The organism is Pseudoalteromonas sp. MB41, from assembly GCF_020966275.1.
In the GTDB taxonomy this organism is placed as follows: Bacteria; Pseudomonadota; Gammaproteobacteria; order Enterobacterales; family Alteromonadaceae; genus Pseudoalteromonas; species Pseudoalteromonas lipolytica.
This window is the reverse complement of record NZ_JAJJZF010000011.1, coordinates 17097-35168: the sequence shown is the minus strand read 5'-3', so window position 1 is coordinate 35168 and position 18072 is coordinate 17097. Positions and strand designations below refer to the sequence as shown.

At 42.3% G+C, this 18072-nt stretch carries 12 protein-coding genes; 6 read left to right on the top strand and 6 right to left on the bottom strand.

Annotated features, from left to right (window positions below; translation table 11 throughout):
• Positions 1 to 269: 269 nt before the first annotated feature.
• From LPA49_RS12100 to LPA49_RS12085, 4 genes are read right to left on the bottom strand one after another with little or no spacing between them, the layout of a single operon-like run.
• Positions 270 to 1073, bottom strand: a complete 804-nt coding sequence (locus tag LPA49_RS12100) for a DUF1338 domain-containing protein (RefSeq protein WP_182396510.1) — start codon at positions 1071 to 1073, stop codon at positions 270 to 272.
• Between the two features lie 40 nt (positions 1074 to 1113).
• Positions 1114 to 2586 carry a succinylglutamate-semialdehyde dehydrogenase gene (astD, locus tag LPA49_RS12095; RefSeq protein WP_230236674.1) on the bottom strand — a complete coding sequence of 491 codons (1473 nt, stop codon included), beginning with the start codon at positions 2584 to 2586 and terminating at the stop codon, positions 1114 to 1116.
• Between the two features lie 27 nt (positions 2587 to 2613).
• Entirely contained in the window at positions 2614 to 3648 is a 1035-nt protein-coding gene (astA, locus tag LPA49_RS12090) for an arginine N-succinyltransferase (protein ID WP_036972072.1), read from the bottom strand.
• Between the two features lie 47 nt (positions 3649 to 3695).
• A complete protein-coding gene (locus tag LPA49_RS12085; protein WP_036972070.1) occupies positions 3696 to 4901 on the bottom strand; it encodes an aspartate aminotransferase family protein in 1206 nt (401 codons plus the stop codon).
• A 204-nt stretch (positions 4902 to 5105) separates the two neighbouring features.
• Between LPA49_RS12085 and LPA49_RS12080 the strand changes: the two genes are divergently transcribed.
• Entirely contained in the window at positions 5106 to 5534 is a 429-nt protein-coding gene (locus LPA49_RS12080) for an Lrp/AsnC family transcriptional regulator (RefSeq protein ID WP_036972068.1), read from the top strand.
• 27 nt (positions 5535 to 5561) lie between these two features.
• On the opposite strand, the gene LPA49_RS12075 is transcribed toward LPA49_RS12080, so the two are convergent.
• Both LPA49_RS12075 and LPA49_RS12070 read right to left on the bottom strand, forming a co-directional pair.
• Positions 5562 to 6476, bottom strand: a complete 915-nt coding sequence (locus tag LPA49_RS12075) for a hypothetical protein (RefSeq protein ID WP_036972067.1) — start codon at positions 6474 to 6476, stop codon at positions 5562 to 5564.
• A 49-nt stretch (positions 6477 to 6525) separates the two neighbouring features.
• Positions 6526 to 8439, bottom strand: coding sequence for a bifunctional diguanylate cyclase/phosphodiesterase (locus tag LPA49_RS12070; protein WP_065979024.1), 1914 nt, complete (start codon positions 8437 to 8439; stop codon positions 6526 to 6528).
• Positions 8440 to 8971: 532 nt separating this feature from the next.
• Between LPA49_RS12070 and LPA49_RS12065 the strand changes: the two genes are divergently transcribed.
• The 5 genes from LPA49_RS12065 to LPA49_RS12045 are packed head-to-tail and all read left to right on the top strand — an operon-like array spanning position 8972 to position 18056.
• Positions 8972 to 9271: an isoamylase early set domain-containing protein gene (locus LPA49_RS12065; protein WP_036972063.1), complete on the top strand. Its 300-nt coding sequence runs from the start codon at positions 8972 to 8974 to the stop codon at positions 9269 to 9271.
• 8 nt (positions 9272 to 9279) lie between these two features.
• Positions 9280 to 11256, top strand: a complete 1977-nt coding sequence (gene malQ / locus LPA49_RS12060) for a 4-alpha-glucanotransferase (protein WP_230236590.1) — start codon at positions 9280 to 9282, stop codon at positions 11254 to 11256.
• Positions 11257 to 13494: a 1,4-alpha-glucan branching protein GlgB gene (gene glgB, locus LPA49_RS12055; RefSeq protein WP_118844852.1), complete on the top strand. Its 2238-nt coding sequence runs from the start codon at positions 11257 to 11259 to the stop codon at positions 13492 to 13494.
• Positions 13484 to 15541, top strand: a complete 2058-nt coding sequence (glgX, locus tag LPA49_RS12050) for a glycogen debranching protein GlgX (RefSeq protein WP_230236589.1) — start codon at positions 13484 to 13486, stop codon at positions 15539 to 15541. The genes glgB and glgX overlap by 11 nt, the downstream gene beginning before the upstream one ends.
• The gene (locus LPA49_RS12045; RefSeq protein ID WP_230236587.1) at positions 15534 to 18056 is read left to right on the top strand and encodes a glycogen/starch/alpha-glucan phosphorylase; all 2523 of its coding nucleotides are present in this window, start codon (positions 15534 to 15536) and stop codon (positions 18054 to 18056) included. The genes glgX and LPA49_RS12045 overlap by 8 nt, the downstream gene beginning before the upstream one ends.
• Positions 18057 to 18072 lie beyond the last annotated feature (16 nt).

Sequence of the window (18072 nt, the reverse complement as noted above, 5' to 3'; positions counted from 1 at the left end):
GGATAGTTGCTCTATCGCCTTGCTACAAACAGGGTTTGTAATGTACTCGGATTGGCTATCATCAAGAAGCAGCGAGATAATAGATCTGGTTTTTTATTTGTGCAATAAAATTTTTTAGGAAAATAAAAATAATTTTTTATTGTTATTTTTCAATGGTATAAATCGATTGATAATATTTATTCTATGGATTAATATTGTTTGTTAAACGAAAAAAATCCCCTTTAAAAAGGGGATTTATCAATTCTATAATTGCAGAACCTTGCCGCTAATTAGCGTGCATTGGTACTTTCAAATATTTTATCAGCAGAGGCCGCCACAAAGCCCGTGTAAAGTTCGCCATCGGGTTTTGGATAACGTAGCGCGAACTCGTAAAAACAGCTTGGTACTGCCATTTTACCATCACTAAATTCTACTTCACTGTCATCAGCTAAAGTTGATGATTGCTCAAGAAGTACCTCTGGTGAGCCTTTAATTTCACCGCCAGAGGTATTGAGTGCAAAGCCTGCGTCTTTCAATGCTTGGTTTACGCTCTCAATGTTATCAAACTTGGCAAGTTCGTTAATGCTAACTGTGAAGTGATTGGCACGGTAGCCCCATGCTGACATCCACGCTGCATATTCACTCTCAGCTAATAGTTTTTTGTAAGTGTCTGAGCTTACTTGCCAATGAGTCCCTGAGTATAAAAAGTCATCAGCAGTGACGGCATCGGCATCAATTTTTTCTACCATGTCGTTAACAATGGCTTGTAACTCTGCTGAACATTGCTCTACAAGTAATTCAGAAATAAACACTTTAGGTTGTTTCGGATCTGAATGTTCATAGTGCTTTGCATACAGTTTTTTTGCTTCGAAGTGGTATTCACCACACTCTTTATAGCCCACGGCTAAGAAGTGGGCTGCGAGCTTTTCGAGGCCAATCTTTTCATGGTTAAAAGTACGTAATGCAATGTGGTCGTTTATTACATCATCTTTTTGTGTCGAACCCAGTAACTCATGAACTTTCACTGCCGAAGGCGTAACTGATAAATAGTTATCCCATAGTTTTTCAAATAGGGCATTTACATCTGTGTGCATTTTAAATTCCTTCATTTAAGGCGGTAAGACCGCCAATCAATTATTCAATAATTAAGCCCGGCGCAAGGGTTTGAGGTAAGTTAACTTTGTCGGCCTCTACAGAAGCAACAGGGTATGCACAGTAGTCTGCTGCATAGTATGCGCTTGCTCTGTGGTTTCCGCTTGCCCCAATACCACCAAACGGTGCGGCGCTAGAAGCCCCTGTTATTGGACGATTCCAGTTAACAATACCAGCACGAATACGTTTTAAGAAGTGATCATAGTCTGCACTTGCATCACTTAATAAACCGGCAGATAAACCAAATGCGGTGTTATTTGCCTCTTCAATCGCGCTATCAAAGTCTGTATAGCGATATACCTTGATGAGTGGTCCAAAGTGCTCTTCATCAGGCATCTCTTTTACATTCGTCACATCAATAATTCCTGGGCTTACAAAGCCTGTGCCCGGTTGTAGATGTGTTAGTTCAACAAGGGAAGTTGCCCCCATTTCAATAAGTTGTTGCTGCGCAGCAACCATGCCAAGCGCTGCTTTTTCGCTGATCATTGCGCCCATAAATGGCTGCTCTTCACTAAAGCTATCTGCGACGACAATGTGCTTAGTTGCTGCCACTAATTTGTCTAAGATAGCATCACCATTTTGTGTATTCTCAATGAATAATCGGCGTGCACAGGTACAGCGTTGACCTGAGGTAATAAAACCTGATTGAATGATATCGTGAACCGCAGCGTTGATATCAGCGACATCTTTTACAATAAGCGGGTTATTACCGCCCATCTCCAACGCTAAAATTTTACCTGGGTTGCCTGCAAATTGTTTATGTAATAGGTGACCTGTGTTTGAGCTGCCGGTAAAGAATAAACCATCAATATTTTTATGGCTGGCAAGGGCAATCCCAGTATCCACTTCACCTTGTACAAGGTTGATGACACCTGCTGGTAAACCGGCTTTTAGCCACAGTTTTAATGTAAACTCTGCAACATGGGGGGTCAGTTCAGAAGGTTTAAACACCACGGTATTACCCGCTAAAATAGCAGGAACAATGTGGCCATTTGGTAAGTGACCAGGGAAATTGTAAGGGCCAAACACTGCGACAACACCGTGTGGTTTGTGTCGAATAAACGCTTTGGCGCCTGGCATTGGGTTCTCGGTTGTGCCAGTACGTTCGTGGTATGCTTTAACTGAAATAGCAATTTTACCGGTCATCGCGCCTACTTCAGTGCGCGTTTCCCATAATGGCTTACCGGTTTCACGGGCAATAATTGTTGCAAACTCTTCGCTATGTTCTTTTAATTGGTCTGCGAAGCGCTCTAATACTGCAATGCGTTCATCAACGGTTTTGTCTGCCCAGTCTAGTTGTGCTTCTCGTGCTGCTTTTATGGCAGCATCCACTTGCTCTGCTGTGGCTGTTTTGCCTTGCCAAACAATATCACCATTGCTTGGGTTAACAGAGTTGAACTCGTGGCCTAGACCATGCTGCCACTGGTTATTTATTAATTGCGTATCTTGAGTTATTTGACTCACCGTAATCTCCTTAAGCGGCTACAGGCGGAAAAATCGCGCTGCATCCCCTTGTTTTAATTTAAGTGCATTGGCCACTTCTTGGCTGACAATAAGCGTGTGTTTCGCGTGGTTATAATGAGCATGCTTTGTGAATGTGGCTCTAAAGTCATTCACACCTTGATTGCAGATTGCCAATGTGTCTGAGCTTTTTTCGTTTATATGCGCCAGTTCAGCAATGGTAATAGGGCATACCTGTGATTCACGAACGCTGCGAATATTGCCAAGTTTTGCTTCTACCGTGGGGCCTGCATCGAATAGGTCAACATAGCCGCGATGCTCAAAACCTTCTTTTTCGAGTAATTTGAGTGCTGGTTTGGTTTTTTCGTGCACTTTACCAATCACAGCTTGCGCTTTTTTGCTTAAAAGGTTGGCATAAATTGGGTATTTTGGCATGAGTTCGCTAATGAATACTTTATCGCCCAAGCCCACTAAGTGATCTGCTTGTGGGAACTCAATACTAAAAAAGTGTTCTTGTAACCATTGCCAAAAGGGTGAATGTCCTTTTTCATCACTGACACCGCGCATTTCTGCGATAACGGTGTCTGCAAAACGCTCACTGTGCTGCGCCATAAATAAAAAGCGCGAGCGTGATAAAAATCGTCCGGTTAACCCTTTACGGTTTTGCTCACGTAAAAATAAGGTACAAATTTCGGAACAGCCTGTGTAATCATTACACATGCTCAAAATATCAACCGTGTTATACACGTTAAGCGTGCGAGAATGATGGACTGTTTTACCTAAGTGATAATGATAAAGTGGGACCGACATACCTACCGCAGCCTCAATGGCTGTGGTACCAATGACTTGACCGGTTTTACTGTCTTCTAAAACAAATAAATAGGTTTCATCATGTGGTTTGTTGATGTCTTTGGCAAAACTGCGTTCAGCGCGGTCAATTTTTTCTAGCAATAAATTGTCATCAACCGGGAGTGAGGTAAAACCATGGCCCGATTCAATGGCAATTTGCTTTAAAGCTGCAAAATCATTTGCAGTAATTGGACGTAATACTTGCATTCATTGCTCTCCGATGGCGTGCTGAATTAACAGCACGCCAACTTGGATTAACCGTTTACAACGTCTGCAACCGCTTTTTCAAAGCGTGCTAAACCTTCTTTGATATCTTCAAGTGGGATCACTAAAGAAGGCGTAAAGCGCACAACATTTGTGCCAGCAACTAGGCTCATTAAACCGTGCTGAGTGCTTGCAACGAGGAAGTCACGAGAACGGCCTTCATATTTACTGTTAAGCACTGCACCTAATAATAGACCCTTACCACGTACTTCACTAAATACGTCGTATTTTTCGTTAATGGCTTTTAAGCCATCACGTAAAAGTTGTTCGCGCTCTTTAACTCCAGCAAGCACGTCTGGTGTGTTAACTGTATCGAATGCCGCTTCAGCTACAGCGCACGCTAATGGATTACCGCCATAAGTAGAGCCATGTGTCCCTACTTTTAGGTGCTCGGCAATATCAGCTTTGGTGATCATGGCACCGATAGGGAAGCCACCACCCAGTGCTTTTGCTGTTGTTAGGATATCAGGTGTTACGTCTAAATCTTGGTAAGCGTATAGAGCGCCTGTGCGGCCAACACCCGTTTGTACTTCATCAAAAATGAGAAGTGCGTTGTGTTTGTCACATAATGCGCGGACCCCTTCAACAAAGTCGCTAGTTGGTGAAATAATACCGCCTTCACCTTGCAAAGGTTCCATCATAACCGCACATGTGTTGTCGCTGATAAGCGCTTCAAATGCAGCAAGGTCATTGTAATCACAATGATCGATGGCAGCTGGTTTTGGACCAAAGCCATCAGAATACGCCGCTTGACCACCTACCGTAACAGTAAAAAATGTACGGCCATGAAAGCCTTTATTAAAGGCAATAATTTGATTCTTTTGTTCACCATGTACATCTAATGCCCAACGACGCGCGAGTTTTAAAGCTGCTTCGTTTGCTTCTGCCCCTGAGTTTGCAAAATAAACCTTATCAGCAAAGGTCGCATCAGTGAGCTTCTTAGCCAAACGCAATGCCGGTTCGTTCGTCATTACATTTGATAAATGCCAAATTTTCTCGCCTTGCTCTTTTAATGCATTAACAAGGGCAGGGTGACAATGACCTAAGCAGTTCACTGCAATACCACCTGCAAAGTCGATAAACTCTTTACCGTTTTGATCCCACACGCGTGAACCCTCGCCACGAACTGGGATAACCTCTGAAGGGTTATAGTTTGGCACCATTACGTCGTTGAATAATTCTCTTGTTACTTGCATGTGTTGCACCTAAATCTGGCTTAATATGAAAAAATTAAAATTGCAAAAACTAGGTTAGTTAAGCCGTTCCTGCCTAGTTACGCACGATGAGATTATTTTTCTTATCAATTATTTATATTATCTGGTTTGCGAACTTAAATTTGCAGTGCTATTTTGTGTAAATTGACTAAAATAAAAAGCAAATTGACGAAAGAATTAAACAAAATGATAACTCCTCAAGATGAAAAGTTGCTTGCGATATTAAAAACTAACGCTCGCGCAAGTGTGTCGGATTTAGCAAGAGCCTTAAATTTATCACGCTCTACGGTACAAAGTAGGATGTTAAGGCTGGAAGAGTCGGGTGTGATCAAAGGGTATAGCGTTGATTACGGTGATGCCTATTTAAGCCAAATGGTCTCAGCGCATGTATCAATTAAGGTGAAACAAAAGTTAACCACAAAAACGAATATAGAACTGAAGCAAATTGACGCAATTTCTCAGCTTTATGCGATTAGTGGTGAATTTGATTTGATTGCAGTCGTACAAGCTCAAAACCTCGAAAAATTGAGTCATTTGCTTGATGATATAGGTAATCTAGATGGAGTAGAAAGAACAACTTCGTCGGTAATATTAGAAACAAAGTTTAAGCGCTAATAGGGCCATTTAGCGCTTAATGTTGGGTTAGTTGCTTGCTTTACGAATAACTTTCTTTTCAACTTCATCCAGTTTTATGACGTAGGCATTGCCGCCAATGCCTTTAAATTCTTCATCGGTAAACACGATGGTGTTGTCATCATAAAAGGTGACAGCCTCTTTTTGAGTAACGATACCTAGGTCGATACGTGATACATCACCCGAAAAGAATTTGTCTTCTTTAAAGTTTTCAAATAGCCAGATACTTGTTGAATCGAGAAGAACCAACTTAGTTCTATCGGGGCTTAAAGCCGCGGAGGTGATCCAACATAACTTTTCTAATGTGGTACAGGTCTGAAATGAATCAATCAGCTCAGCGTCAAAATTAGCAGCGTGATCGCCTACTTTATAGACATTCGTTATACCATCAAATGGTTCTGTTCTATTTTTAGTAAATAAGTATAAATGACGACCGAAGGCGACAAAGGCCTCTAGGTCAAAGTTTCGTTTGTCAGGCTCAATAGGGGTGCCATCCATTTCTGGATAGGTGAATTTGATGATTTCGGCTTCAGTTGTGTCCCCTTTGATATCAATGGGGTTTTCGATTTTATAAATTGTTAGCCATTTTCTGTCGTTTTTATTATTGCCGAAATCGCCTAAGAAGAAATGCCCGAAGGTGTTTTGGGTCATGTCCTCCCAGTCAATGTTTTTGGCATTAGTGACAAGGATTTCTTTGGCAATTGAACCATCTTGGTTAAGGCGGTATAACTTGGGCTTATCGCCACTGTCGTTTATTGCCCAAAGCCGTTTGTATTTATCAAATTCAATACCAGAGATTTCTTTGACTTTAGGATCAACAGTTAATCGCTTTTTACTGTAAAGGGTGTAAATAGAAGACCCGACCAGCGCTGCAACAACAGTCACGGCAAGGATAAAAAAGGTGAATACGCTTTTCTTTAACATTAACAAGGAAATGGCTTTGGAAGATGTAAAGTAGTATACCCTACAATCTTTATCTTTGTATATTCCATACCCCAGTTCCTGTCGCGGCCATAAAGTTAATATTGTCTTGCAAGACTTTGTGTCCAACATTCACTGATGATTCTGGGTGGCTGACTAAATAACCTTGTACACTGCGTATCCCCATTGATTTTACGAGTTCAAACTGGGCAAATTCTTCGACACCCTCAGCCACAATTTTTAGTCCTAATTTATGGCCAAGCTCACTGATTGAATGCAGTATTTCATTGTATTTAGGATTGCTATTCGCTTGGGCAATAAACAGACGATCGAGTTTAATGACGTCGATTGGTAAATCAGCCAGCGTGCTTAACGAGCTAAAACCCGTTCCAAAGTCATCAATTGCAATAGTGACGCCACTGGCTCGTAATTTCTCAAGTTGCTGAATAATGTGTTTACTGGCTGTAATAAGTGTTGATTCGGTTATTTCTAACATTAAGGCACTTGCAGGCAAGCCTGTTTTAGCCAATATGTTCATTACCCAATCATACACAGCGCGGTGTTTAAGTTGAATGCCTGATATATTCACCGATATTTTAACTTTTTTCATCCCTGCGTTATACCACGCTGACATTTGTCTGCATGATTCGAGTAAAATCCAATCGCCTAGTTCGAGGATCAGGTTCGATTCTTCGGCAATAGGAATAAACTCAGCAGGTGCGATTGCGCCTTCTACCGGATGATCCCAGCGGGTGAGAGCTTCAAAGTAATCGATAGTGCAGTTTTCTACGTGCACAATTGGCTGGAACGATAAATGAAAGTTCTCGCAGGCAATCGCCAAACGCATTTCTTCAAGTAAATAGTGATAACGGCGCATTTTATTGCCCATTTCGGGGGAGTACACCTTAAAGATACCGCGACCATCTGTTTTAGCGCGATACATTGCAACATCGGCCATTTGTAATAATGCATGGGGCGTTGCTGCACTATCGGGATAAACGGCAATACCAATACTTGCACTAATTTTAATCAGTTTATTGCCGAGCACAAAATCGCGTTCGATTTCTTGCAATACATTTTGCGCAATTTCTAGGGCTTTATCTTTGTGGTCGAGCTGACTTATAAAGATTGAAAACTCATCACCGCCTAGACGCGCTAAGTTTTGTTCAAGCCCATTTGTAGCAGACACATTATTAAGTTTATGGTGGCGTACCACACTGGTTAAACGGGCTGCAACTTGAATAAGCACTTCGTCACCAAAGCTGTGGCCGAATGAATCGTTAACTTGTTTAAACCCATCTAAATCGATGAATAATAACGCGCAATTTAACTTATCGATTTCAGCCAGACTTAATTGCCTTGTTAAATGTTCAATATAGGCATGGCGGTCAATTAACAGCGTTAATTTGTCTTGGCAGATACTGACCTGCGATTCGTGGGTGTAGGTCGTAATGTGTGAGCTTAATGTATGAATGTGTGTTTTTAGCTGGCTTACTATTGGTTGGCTTGTATCGTTATTACGCGCTAAATGTAAGGATTTGAGAAGGTTTGATAGTTGATTATTGAGCTCAGTTAAGGTGTGTGTATCGTTTTCTGTTTGTCTTTTTATATTGATAAGCCAACTAATCGCTAAACCGAGCAATAAAAATATACTGATATTGATGGGCGAGAGGAGCGTTGACCAAAACAGGGATGATGCACTGATAGTAATAAATGAAGTGGGTGTTGATTTGACTACAACATACTGCAGCTCATCTTTGTTAATGAGTTGCTGACCTCTAAACACCATATTATACCACGGTGCAGATTCTAGCTGAGTGTTTACTTTTGGCTGAGATTGTAACTGCGTATTATTATTGAAATGTGCTAAATCATTAACTTGTTTCGTTAATAAAATATTTAAACCATACACAAATGCAATTAAGGTAATAATACAAATAGATAATGTACGAAACGCGTTGGTCATTAGTCGCTACCATCCCGGGTAAAATAGTTTTTAACCCACTTCTGAGTTATTCAGTATATTGTTTGTCACTAAAATAGACAAAGTCTTTTTAATGTAATTAATTTGTTAATAGTTTTGCAAATGAAAAATTTTGCATCTACGTTAGTGTTTTTACTCTATTTTTGACTTAAATTTTATTCACTTTACCCCTGTCTACTTGTTAACTACTTTTATGAGTATGCGCTGATCAAAACAATAAAAGAGCCTGAAAATTAAGTGTATTTTATTTTCAACTTGGTTCGGTTATTGCTCTTATTGAATAAGCAATATGATTTTGAGTACTTTTATTTATTTTGCGCACTGAAATGGTGCGAAAAATAAAAAATTGCACTGTCATAATGCGTAAATATAGATTTGATTAACTAAAGCAAAATGCATGCTTTAGATTGGACGTTGTTTTAAATCATGTAACGCACAGCCTCCGTCTGTTGAGTAGTTGAACACGGCACTGTGGCAAGGATTAATTTACCGATTGGTTGAATTGGAGCCCACTATGTTAAGTAAACGTTTTTTTAAGACTAAAGACGAAACAGAAGTCACCTTTGAATTTCAGCACCCTGATGCTGAAGATGTGCAATTAGTTGCTGAATTTACAGATTGGCAACCTGTGCCAATGAAGTTCAGTAAAAAAGAACAAGTATTCAAGTGTAAGCAACGTCTGCCATTGGATAAAGAATTTCATTTCCGCTATCTGATCAATGGCCAAGTTTGGGATAACGATCATCAAGCTGATGGGTATATTCCAAACGGTTTTGGTACCGAAAACAGTATTGTTAACACTCAACGCGCTTAGGTGTATTAATGCAGTCACTTGCGCAGTTATTTTATCTGCATGGTATCGGTTACGAATATACAAAGTACACTGGCGAGCACGTCGTTTTTGATGAAAGTACGCGCCGCAGTGCACTCAGTTGTTGTGGTATCGATTGCACTGATACAGACACCATTAACCAGCTCAACTTTGCCCTGGATGCAGGAACGTGGTTAACGTTATTACCTAACGTTAGCCTTATTGAGTCAGATGAGCCCTTTTTACGAGTGCGAGTTGATGAGCGTCTTTTATCACGCGGCTGTGAGTTACGCCTGCCATCGCTCGATATTGTTGTTAGTCGAGAGAACTTGCACGAATTGAGCGTGACAGGTGATTACCGTTTTAATGATATTCGTTACCTTGAAGTAGCGCTTCCCTTACCCGACATGCCCATAGGCTATCATGATGCTGTGATTACAGTGGCTGATCAAGAAGCACATTCTGAGCTGTGGATCATGCCAAAACAGTGCTTTACAGTGGATGATAAAAAGCGCTTGGGTGTGTCGATACAGCTATATAGCCTATTTAACGCGCACGGTTTAGGTATCGGCGATTTTGCAGATTTAGCGTCGCTAATGCGCGAAGCTGCGGCCAATGGTATGGATTATATTTTATTAAATCCATTGCATTTATTGTTTGAACACAGCCCTGAGCGAGCCAGTCCGTATAGCCCTAATAGTCGTGCGTTATTAAATCCGCTTTATATTGCATTGTCATTATGCGAAGACGCTAAAGATAATTTGGCACTCGAAAAGCTGCTTAATGAAAAACCGCAAGGCACCGATACATACATTGATTACACAAGTGTCAGTGATTTTAAATACCAATTATTTAGCTGTTTGTATCATCACTTTCGTGAGACAGCATCGGTTGAGCGTAAAGCACAATTCGAAGCATTTTGCCTAACTCACAAACACAGTTTAGCAACGCTGGTGGTGGGTGATAATGAATACGCTAGCTACTTGCAATGGCAAGCGCATTTACAGCTTAACCTATGCCAGCAAATAGCGAATGAATGTGGTATGGATATTGGTCTCATCAACGATTTAGCGGTGGGGTGTGCGGGTGACGGCAGTGAATACCGTAGCCAAGATGAGCTATTTTCTCATGGTGCAAATGTTGGCGCACCGCCAGACCCATGGGCTGAACAAGGACAAAACTGGGGCTTACCTGCACTCAACCCGCAAAAATTAAGTAAAGATAATTTTGCGTTTTATCGATCGCTTATTCGCACCAATATGGAAGATGTGGGTGGGTTGCGAATAGACCATGTTATGGCTATTCGCAGGCTCTGGTGGTGTTTTGATAATCAAGGCCAACAGGATGGTTGCTATGTTTATTACCCTTTTGAGCATTTGTTAGCTATTTTAAAAATAGAGTCACATCTTAACCAATGCGTGGTTATAGGCGAAGATTTAGGGGTTGTGCCCACCGAAGTGCGTGATGCATTGAAAAGCAGTGCTATATATTCTAATGGCTTATTTTACTTTGAAAAAGATCACAATGGTGAGTTTTTAGCCAGTGAACATTTTGCTCCACATAGCTTACTGATGATTGCTAATCATGATGTCCCCCCCTTTAATGGCTGGTGGACAGGGCACGATATAACTGTTAAACAACAGTATAGCTTAATTGATGAAGCGCAAAGCAACGCCTTGCTCGAAGCCAGAGAGATTGAAAAGCAACGTATGCTTAATTTCATCATGCGCGAAACTTCTCAGCAGCTGACCTTAGATACAGAGGCCTCTGTAGTATACCAAGCATTAGCATGTTGCCTTGCGGCAGCACCCGCTCGATTGTTTACCATTCAGATAGATGATTTAGATCAGCAAATTTTACCGGTGAATATTCCCGGAACGGATAAAGAATACCCCAACTGGCGGCGCTTATTGTCGCGCCCGACGCAGCAAATTATGCATTCGCAGCAGTCATTTTTAGCCAGTTTAATTTCTATAAGGAATCAATAAATGCGAAGTCGTGTTCGTCAAGAGCAAAGTGCACAACCACTGATTTATCAGTCGCAAATCGAGGCGTTGTCAGCAGGTTGTTTTAAAGATCCTTTTAGTTTCTTAGGACCGCATAAAATTAATGATAGCCGTTATGAAGTGCGCTGTTTTTTACCGGGTGCCACTATGGTATCTGTTGTTATGGGGTCGCAGCAGATTGCAGCTCAAAGGCAAGGGGAAAGTGATTTATTTGTAGCAACGATTGATTGCACATCAGTCCCTGAGTACCAGTTAGATGTGAGTTACGCCGACAAAGCGAGCCACAGACACTACGATGAATATAGTTTTGCGAGCACGCTCGATGAACAAGCAATGTATTTGTTTAATGAGGGCAGTTTAGAGCATGCTTATCGCCATTTTGGCGCGCATTTTACTACACAGCAAGGTGTAGAGGGCGTGCGCTTTACCGTATGGGCGCCAAATGCTAGCAGCGTATCGGTTATTGGTGAATTTAACTTTTGGCAACGCCAGCGTCACTTTATGCGTTTTCACCCAGCAAGTGGCGTATGGGAGTTATTTATTGCAGGGCTTAAAGAAGATCAGTGCTATAAATTTGCAATAACTACTCTAATGGGTGAAGTGCTCGATAAAGCCGACCCGTTTGCATTTAAAATGCAGCAAGCACCGGGTACAGCATCGGTTTTACACGCTAGCAAAGCAACCGTAAAACTTGATGAGCACGCCCTTAAAAATCGTGCAAAGCGTAACAGTATTGAATCGCCTATTAGTATTTACGAAGTACATGCGGGCTCTTGGCAGCGCAGAGATGATAGTAGCCGGTATCTAACGTGGCGTGAATTAGCTGATAATTTGATTCCCTATACCAAAGCACTCGGGTTTACTCACTTACAGTTAATGCCAATTAGTGAATACCCGTTTGATGGTTCGTGGGGCTATCAGCCTGTTGGTTTATTTGCTGTGACAAGTCGTTACGGTAGTTTTGACGACTTTGTTTACTTTGTACAACAATGCCATGAGGCTAACTTAGGGATTATTCTTGATTGGGTCCCTGGGCACTTTCCAAGTGATCCTCATGGCTTGCATCGCTTTGACGGCTCGCACTTATATGAACACGCCGATATACGGCAAGGATTCCACCCTGACTGGAATACATACATTTATAACTACGACCGTGCTGAAGTGCGCAGCTTTTTAATAGCCAATGCCATGTATTGGTTACACGAGTTTGGCATTGATGGCTTACGGGTTGATGCCGTGGCATCCATGCTTTACCTCGATTATAGCCGTGAAGAAGGGCAGTGGGTTGCGAACCAATATGGTGGGCGCGAAAACCTCGGAGCAATAGAATGTCTAAAGCAAGTTAATTTGCGCTGCTATGCTAATAACCCCGGCATAATGATGGTTGCTGAGGAATCGACAGCATGGCCAGGCGTAACCAGACACGTTGAGCATGATGGCTTAGGATTTGGCTATAAGTGGAACATGGGGTGGATGAACGACAGTTTGCACTACATGCAACGCGATCCTTTGTATCGTGCTCACCATCATCATGAAATGACATTTTCGATGGTGTATGCCTACAGCGAAAATTATGTCTTGCCATTAAGCCATGATGAAGTAGTGCACGGCAAAGGTTCCTTAATTGAAAAAATGCCAGGTGATGACTGGCAGAAATTTGCAAATTTACGCGCTTACTACGCCTTTATGTGGGCTCACCCAGGTAAAAAGTTGTTATTCATGGGAGCTGAGTTTGCCCAGCGTCGAGAATGGAATCATGATCAATCTCTTGACTGGCATTTACTGGAGCACACGAGTCATCGTGGTGTTCAAGAAACAATAAAAGCGCTCAATAAAGTGTATTGCAATACACCCGCACTTTACGAGCAAGATACTAGCCCCGCGGGGTTTGCGTGGCTCGATAGCAACAACTCAGCACAAAGCATTTTTAGCTTTATTCGTTATGCAAAACAAGCTGATGATTTTGTTGTGGTTGTGAGCAACTTAACCCCACAGGTTTACCATGATTACGTTATCGGGGTGCCAAAAGCAGGGCGTTATCAAGTGATCTTGAATACAGACAAACCCGAATTTTTTGGCTCAGGGGTTGAGGTAACAAGCGATCCTGAACAGATTATTTTAACTCAAAATATGCTCAATCATGGGTTTACACAGAGCGTGGTCGTGTCATTACCAGGCCTTGCAACTGTGTACCTTAAGAAGGTGAGCGATGAGTCATAGTGTTGCACTTGAAACAGGGGTAACGATGCCGTTAGGCGCCTCGGTGCAGGGGGATGGGGTTAACTTTGCCGTCTATGCACCCCAGGCACACAGCCTATCTTTATGCTTATTTGACAGCAGCGGTCATTCAGAAATTCTCACACTGCCCATGCGAATGAATGAAGGGGGAGTGTGGACATTACGTGTTAGTCCTTTAAAAGCCGGTGCGTTGTATGGCTTTCGAGCTGATGGTGACTATTCACCTCAAAAAGGGTTATTTTTTAATCCTCATAAGTTATTGCTCGACCCTTATGCACGCGACATTTATGGCGAGTTTACGTGGAGCGAGCGCCACTACGGGCAGATGCCGGTTGGCACATTAAGCACTGTGAACAACGCGATAGATATGCCTAAATCACGCGTTAGAGAGCTTGCGCTTTACAAGGGCACTAAGCCACAGCACAGTTGGGGAAAAACCGTCATTTATGAGTGTCATGTAAAAGGCGCGACCTGTCGCCACCCTGATATACCGAAAGCGTTGCAAGGCAAATTTTTAGGCTTAAGCCACCCTCGTTTTATTGAACACTTGCGGACTTTAGGTATCACGTGTTTAGAACTTTTACCTATTCATGCGTTTATTAGTGAGCAATTTTTAACGGCTAAAGGGCTGCAAAATTATTGGGGCTACAACACGCTTAATTTTTTTATCCCACATAAAGACTACTTGGTCGACGATGATATTAGCGAGTTTCAAGAGATGGTCGCTGAGCTGCACAAAGCTGATATCGAAGTCATTCTAGATGTCGTCTATAACCACACCGCAGAGGCTGGCACTGATGGGCCGCTATTATCTCTACGTGGGTTAGATAATCTGGGTTACTACCGAACGGTTGCCGATAAGCCACAGCATTATATAAATGATACGGGCTGCGGAAATACGCTTAATATCGATTCACCACGTGCTTTGCAATTGGTGCTTGATAGCCTGCGTTATTGGGTAGAAGTAATGGGGGTTGATGGTTTTCGTTTTGATCTGGCCACCATACTTGGGCGCAATCCAAATGGCTTTAATCATGCGCATGCTTTTATGCAAGCTGTTAATCAAGACCCTGTTTTAAATAAAGTTAAATTAATAGCAGAGCCTTGGGATATAGGCCCAGGTGGTTATCAGCTCGGGGCATTTCCAGCGCCTTGGCGCGAATGGAACGACAAATACCGCGACACCGTAAGACGTTTTTGGAAGCAAGAACAAGGTGTAATAGGGGAACTTGCTAAGCGTTTACATGGCTCGTTTGATTTGTTTGAACATAACCTGCGTGGACCCCTTAATAGTATTAACTTTATCACCAGCCATGATGGATTTACCTTGGCAGATTTAGTGAGTTATGAACAAAAACACAATGAAGCGAATGGCGAGCAAAATCGCGATGGACACAGTGCGAATCATTCCTTTAATTGTGGTGTAGAGGGGTATACCAGCGACCAAGCTATAAGCAAATTACGCTTGCAACAGCAAAAAAATATGCTGCTGACTTTGTTACTTTCCAAAGGGGTGCCTATGCTTTCTTTAGGAAGCGAAATGGCGCACTCGCAAGGCGGTAATAATAACGCTTATTGTCAGAATAATCGTACTAGTTGGCTTGCATGGAAAGAATCGCAATTTAACCATCCACTGACCCGATTTATTGATGATGTGCTTAGATTACGCAAGCAATTTAGCATTTTTCAGCACCCCTTCTTTGTGCATGACAGTGACCCTCGTTATGCCGTTGCGTGGTTTACAGAATCAGGCACCGATATGCAACAAGATGACTGGCATCAGAGCGACCGTCAATTTTTAATGTATAGCCTGACTGATAAGCACACGAAACAAGCTTTACTGATTATTTTAAATGCTGGCTCCTTGCCTATCACTTGCCAATTACCGCGCTTATCAAGCGGTCAATGGTCTTTGGCACTTACCAGTATTCATTCGGTTTCGACAGCGAATGTTGACACCGAACAACAGATTGCTGCGATGAGCAGCTGGGTTTTTACCGCCGATTCAGAGGACTTAAGTCATGACTAAAAAAGGTGAACAAGCATGTGTTGTAAAAGGATGGCAAGATGCGCCTATTATTGATAAAAGCACCTTAGAGGATGACCTATCACGCCATTTTTATTACACCTTAGGGCGTGACAAAGTGGGTAAGTCACAACTGTATTTATACCATGCACTGGCGTTAACTATTCGCGACAGGCTCGTGGCGCGATGCCGTGACACAAAACAGCAAATACATGAACAAAAACGCCGCAAAACTGCTTACTTATCGCTGGAGTTTTTGATGGGGCGTGCACTGGGTAATGCGATTTTAAATCTTGACCTTGATGAGCAGGTAGCAAAGGCATTGCAACAGTATTGTACTGAGCTTGAAAGTGTTGCCGAAGCTGAACATGATGCAGGGCTTGGGAATGGTGGTTTAGGTCGCTTAGCTGCGTGTTTTTTAGATAGTTGTGCCAGCCTTGCGCTACCTGTTATTGGTTATGGCATTCGTTATGAATATGGCATGTTTAATCAAGCGATAGAAAATGGTCACCAAATTGAACAGCCCGATAACTGGTTACGCGAAGGCCACCCATGGGAGTTAAGCGCACCAGAGCAGTCTAAGCGAATCAAATTTTTTGGTCATGTAGAAAGTTACACCGACAAGCAAGGGCGTGTGCTTCGTCAATGGCTCGATACCCAAGATGTCTTGGCGGTGCCATATGATGTGCCGATCCCAGGCTACAAAAACGATATTGTAAACACGTTACGGTTATGGAAGTCAGAGGCAACCGATGAGTTTGACTTGAGTGAGTTTAATGCGGGCAGCTACTCAGAAGCGGTGGCGCGTAAAAATCTCGCTGAACAAATCACCATGGTGCTTTACCCCAACGACAGTAGCGAAAATGGCAAAGAGTTGCGTTTACGTCAGCAGTATTTTTTATCGTCTGCCAGTATTCAAGATGTGGTTGATATTTGGGTAAACAAGTCAGGTGAAAACTTTGATGAGTTTGCTGACTACCATGTTTTTCAACTCAATGACACTCACCCCAGTATTGCGGTTGCAGAATTAATGCGCGTGTTAATCGATGACTATGAACTTGATTGGGATAAAGCGTGGCACATTACGACAAAAACCATGGCGTATACCAACCATACCTTGTTACCAGAAGCCTTAGAAAAATGGTCAGTGTCATTATTTTCGCGCTTATTGCCGCGCATTTTAGAAATAATTTACGAAATTAATGCCCGTTTCCTCGCCGACGTCGCACAAGCATGGCCGGGAGATGTGGCTAAACAGCGCGCCCTTTCTCTGATTGAAGAGGGCCCAGAGCCACAAATTCGCATGGCGTACCTTGCGATTGTCGGCAGTTATTCTGTCAATGGTGTTGCGGCGCTTCATACTGAACTATTAAAAGCCGGTTTATTTAATGACTTTTATCAATTATGGCCAGAAAAATTCAACAACAAAACCAATGGTGTTACGCCGCGTCGGTGGCTTGCCCACTGTAATCCAGAACTGACTAAGTTACTGAACAGCAAAATTGGCGATGAATGGGTGGCTGACTTTAGCAAAATTGGCCAATTGCGCCGATATTACGACGATACCGAATTTCATACACAGTGGCAGGATGTTAAATATGCCAACAAACAACGTCTTGTTGAGCTTGTAAAAAGCCGATGTGGTGTTGAGTTTGACGCCACGATGATGTTCGACGTGCAAGTTAAACGCATTCATGAGTACAAGCGCCAATTACTTAATGTTTTGCATATTATTCATTTATACGACCGGATTCGTCAGGGCGATACAGAAAACTGTGTGCCACGTTGTGTACTCCTCGGGGGGAAAGCTGCGCCAGGTTATTACATGGCGAAGAAAATTATTAAGTTAATTAATAATGTGGCTGAAGTCATTAATAAAGACCCCCTTGCAAAGCCATATTTACGGGTTGCATTTTTACCTAATTACAACGTCACCGCGATGGAAACGATTTGTCCTGCAACCGATTTATCTGAGCAAATATCAACAGCCGGTAAAGAAGCATCGGGCACTGGTAACATGAAGTTTATGATGAATGGCGCGTTGACGATAGGGACATTAGATGGTGCAAATATTGAAATCCGTGATGCTGTAGGTGCTGATAATTTCTTCTTGTTTGGCGCACGAGCAGAGCAAGTTGACGATATAAAAGCGCACTATAATCCGGAGCAAGTTATTTATCAGACCGAAAGCTTATACAAAGTAATGCAACTCTTAGAAAGCGGTCATTTTAATTTATTTGAACCAAATTTATTCGACGACATTATTGCTGCGATAAAGAGTCCGCACGATCCATGGCTTGTAGCCCATGATTTTGCCAGCTTTGTTCAAGCGCAAGAGCAAGTTGAACAAGCCTATTTAGACAGCGCACACTGGACCAGAATGAGTATCTTGAATACTGCTGCCAGTGGCATGTTTTCAAGCGACAGAACCATTGGTCAATACAGCGATGATATTTGGCATTTGGAACCACTTTTAGACACGAGCGCACAGCAACACACACAGAAAAAAAGCAGCTAACTTAAGACGGAGAGAG

Excerpts from the sequence above, each read along its gene's own strand:
- LPA49_RS12100 (WP_182396510.1), bottom strand. The coding sequence starts at position 1,073 with ATGCACACAGATGTAAATGCCCTATTTGAAAAACTATGGGATAACTAT.
- astA (WP_036972072.1), bottom strand. The coding sequence starts at position 3,648 with ATGCAAGTATTACGTCCAATTACTGCAAATGATTTTGCAGCTTTAAAG.
- LPA49_RS12085 (WP_036972070.1), bottom strand. The coding sequence starts at position 4,901 with ATGCAAGTAACAAGAGAATTATTCAACGACGTAATGGTGCCAAACTAT.
- LPA49_RS12080 (WP_036972068.1), top strand. The coding sequence starts at position 5,106 with ATGATAACTCCTCAAGATGAAAAGTTGCTTGCGATATTAAAAACTAAC.
- LPA49_RS12075 (WP_036972067.1), bottom strand. The coding sequence starts at position 6,476 with ATGTTAAAGAAAAGCGTATTCACCTTTTTTATCCTTGCCGTGACTGTT.
- LPA49_RS12070 (WP_065979024.1), bottom strand. The coding sequence starts at position 8,439 with ATGACCAACGCGTTTCGTACATTATCTATTTGTATTATTACCTTAATT.
- LPA49_RS12065 (WP_036972063.1), top strand. The coding sequence starts at position 8,972 with ATGTTAAGTAAACGTTTTTTTAAGACTAAAGACGAAACAGAAGTCACC.
- malQ (WP_230236590.1), top strand. The coding sequence starts at position 9,280 with ATGCAGTCACTTGCGCAGTTATTTTATCTGCATGGTATCGGTTACGAA.
- glgB (WP_118844852.1), top strand. The coding sequence starts at position 11,257 with ATGCGAAGTCGTGTTCGTCAAGAGCAAAGTGCACAACCACTGATTTAT.
- glgX (WP_230236589.1), top strand. The coding sequence starts at position 13,484 with ATGAGTCATAGTGTTGCACTTGAAACAGGGGTAACGATGCCGTTAGGC.
- LPA49_RS12045 (WP_230236587.1), top strand. The coding sequence starts at position 15,534 with ATGACTAAAAAAGGTGAACAAGCATGTGTTGTAAAAGGATGGCAAGAT.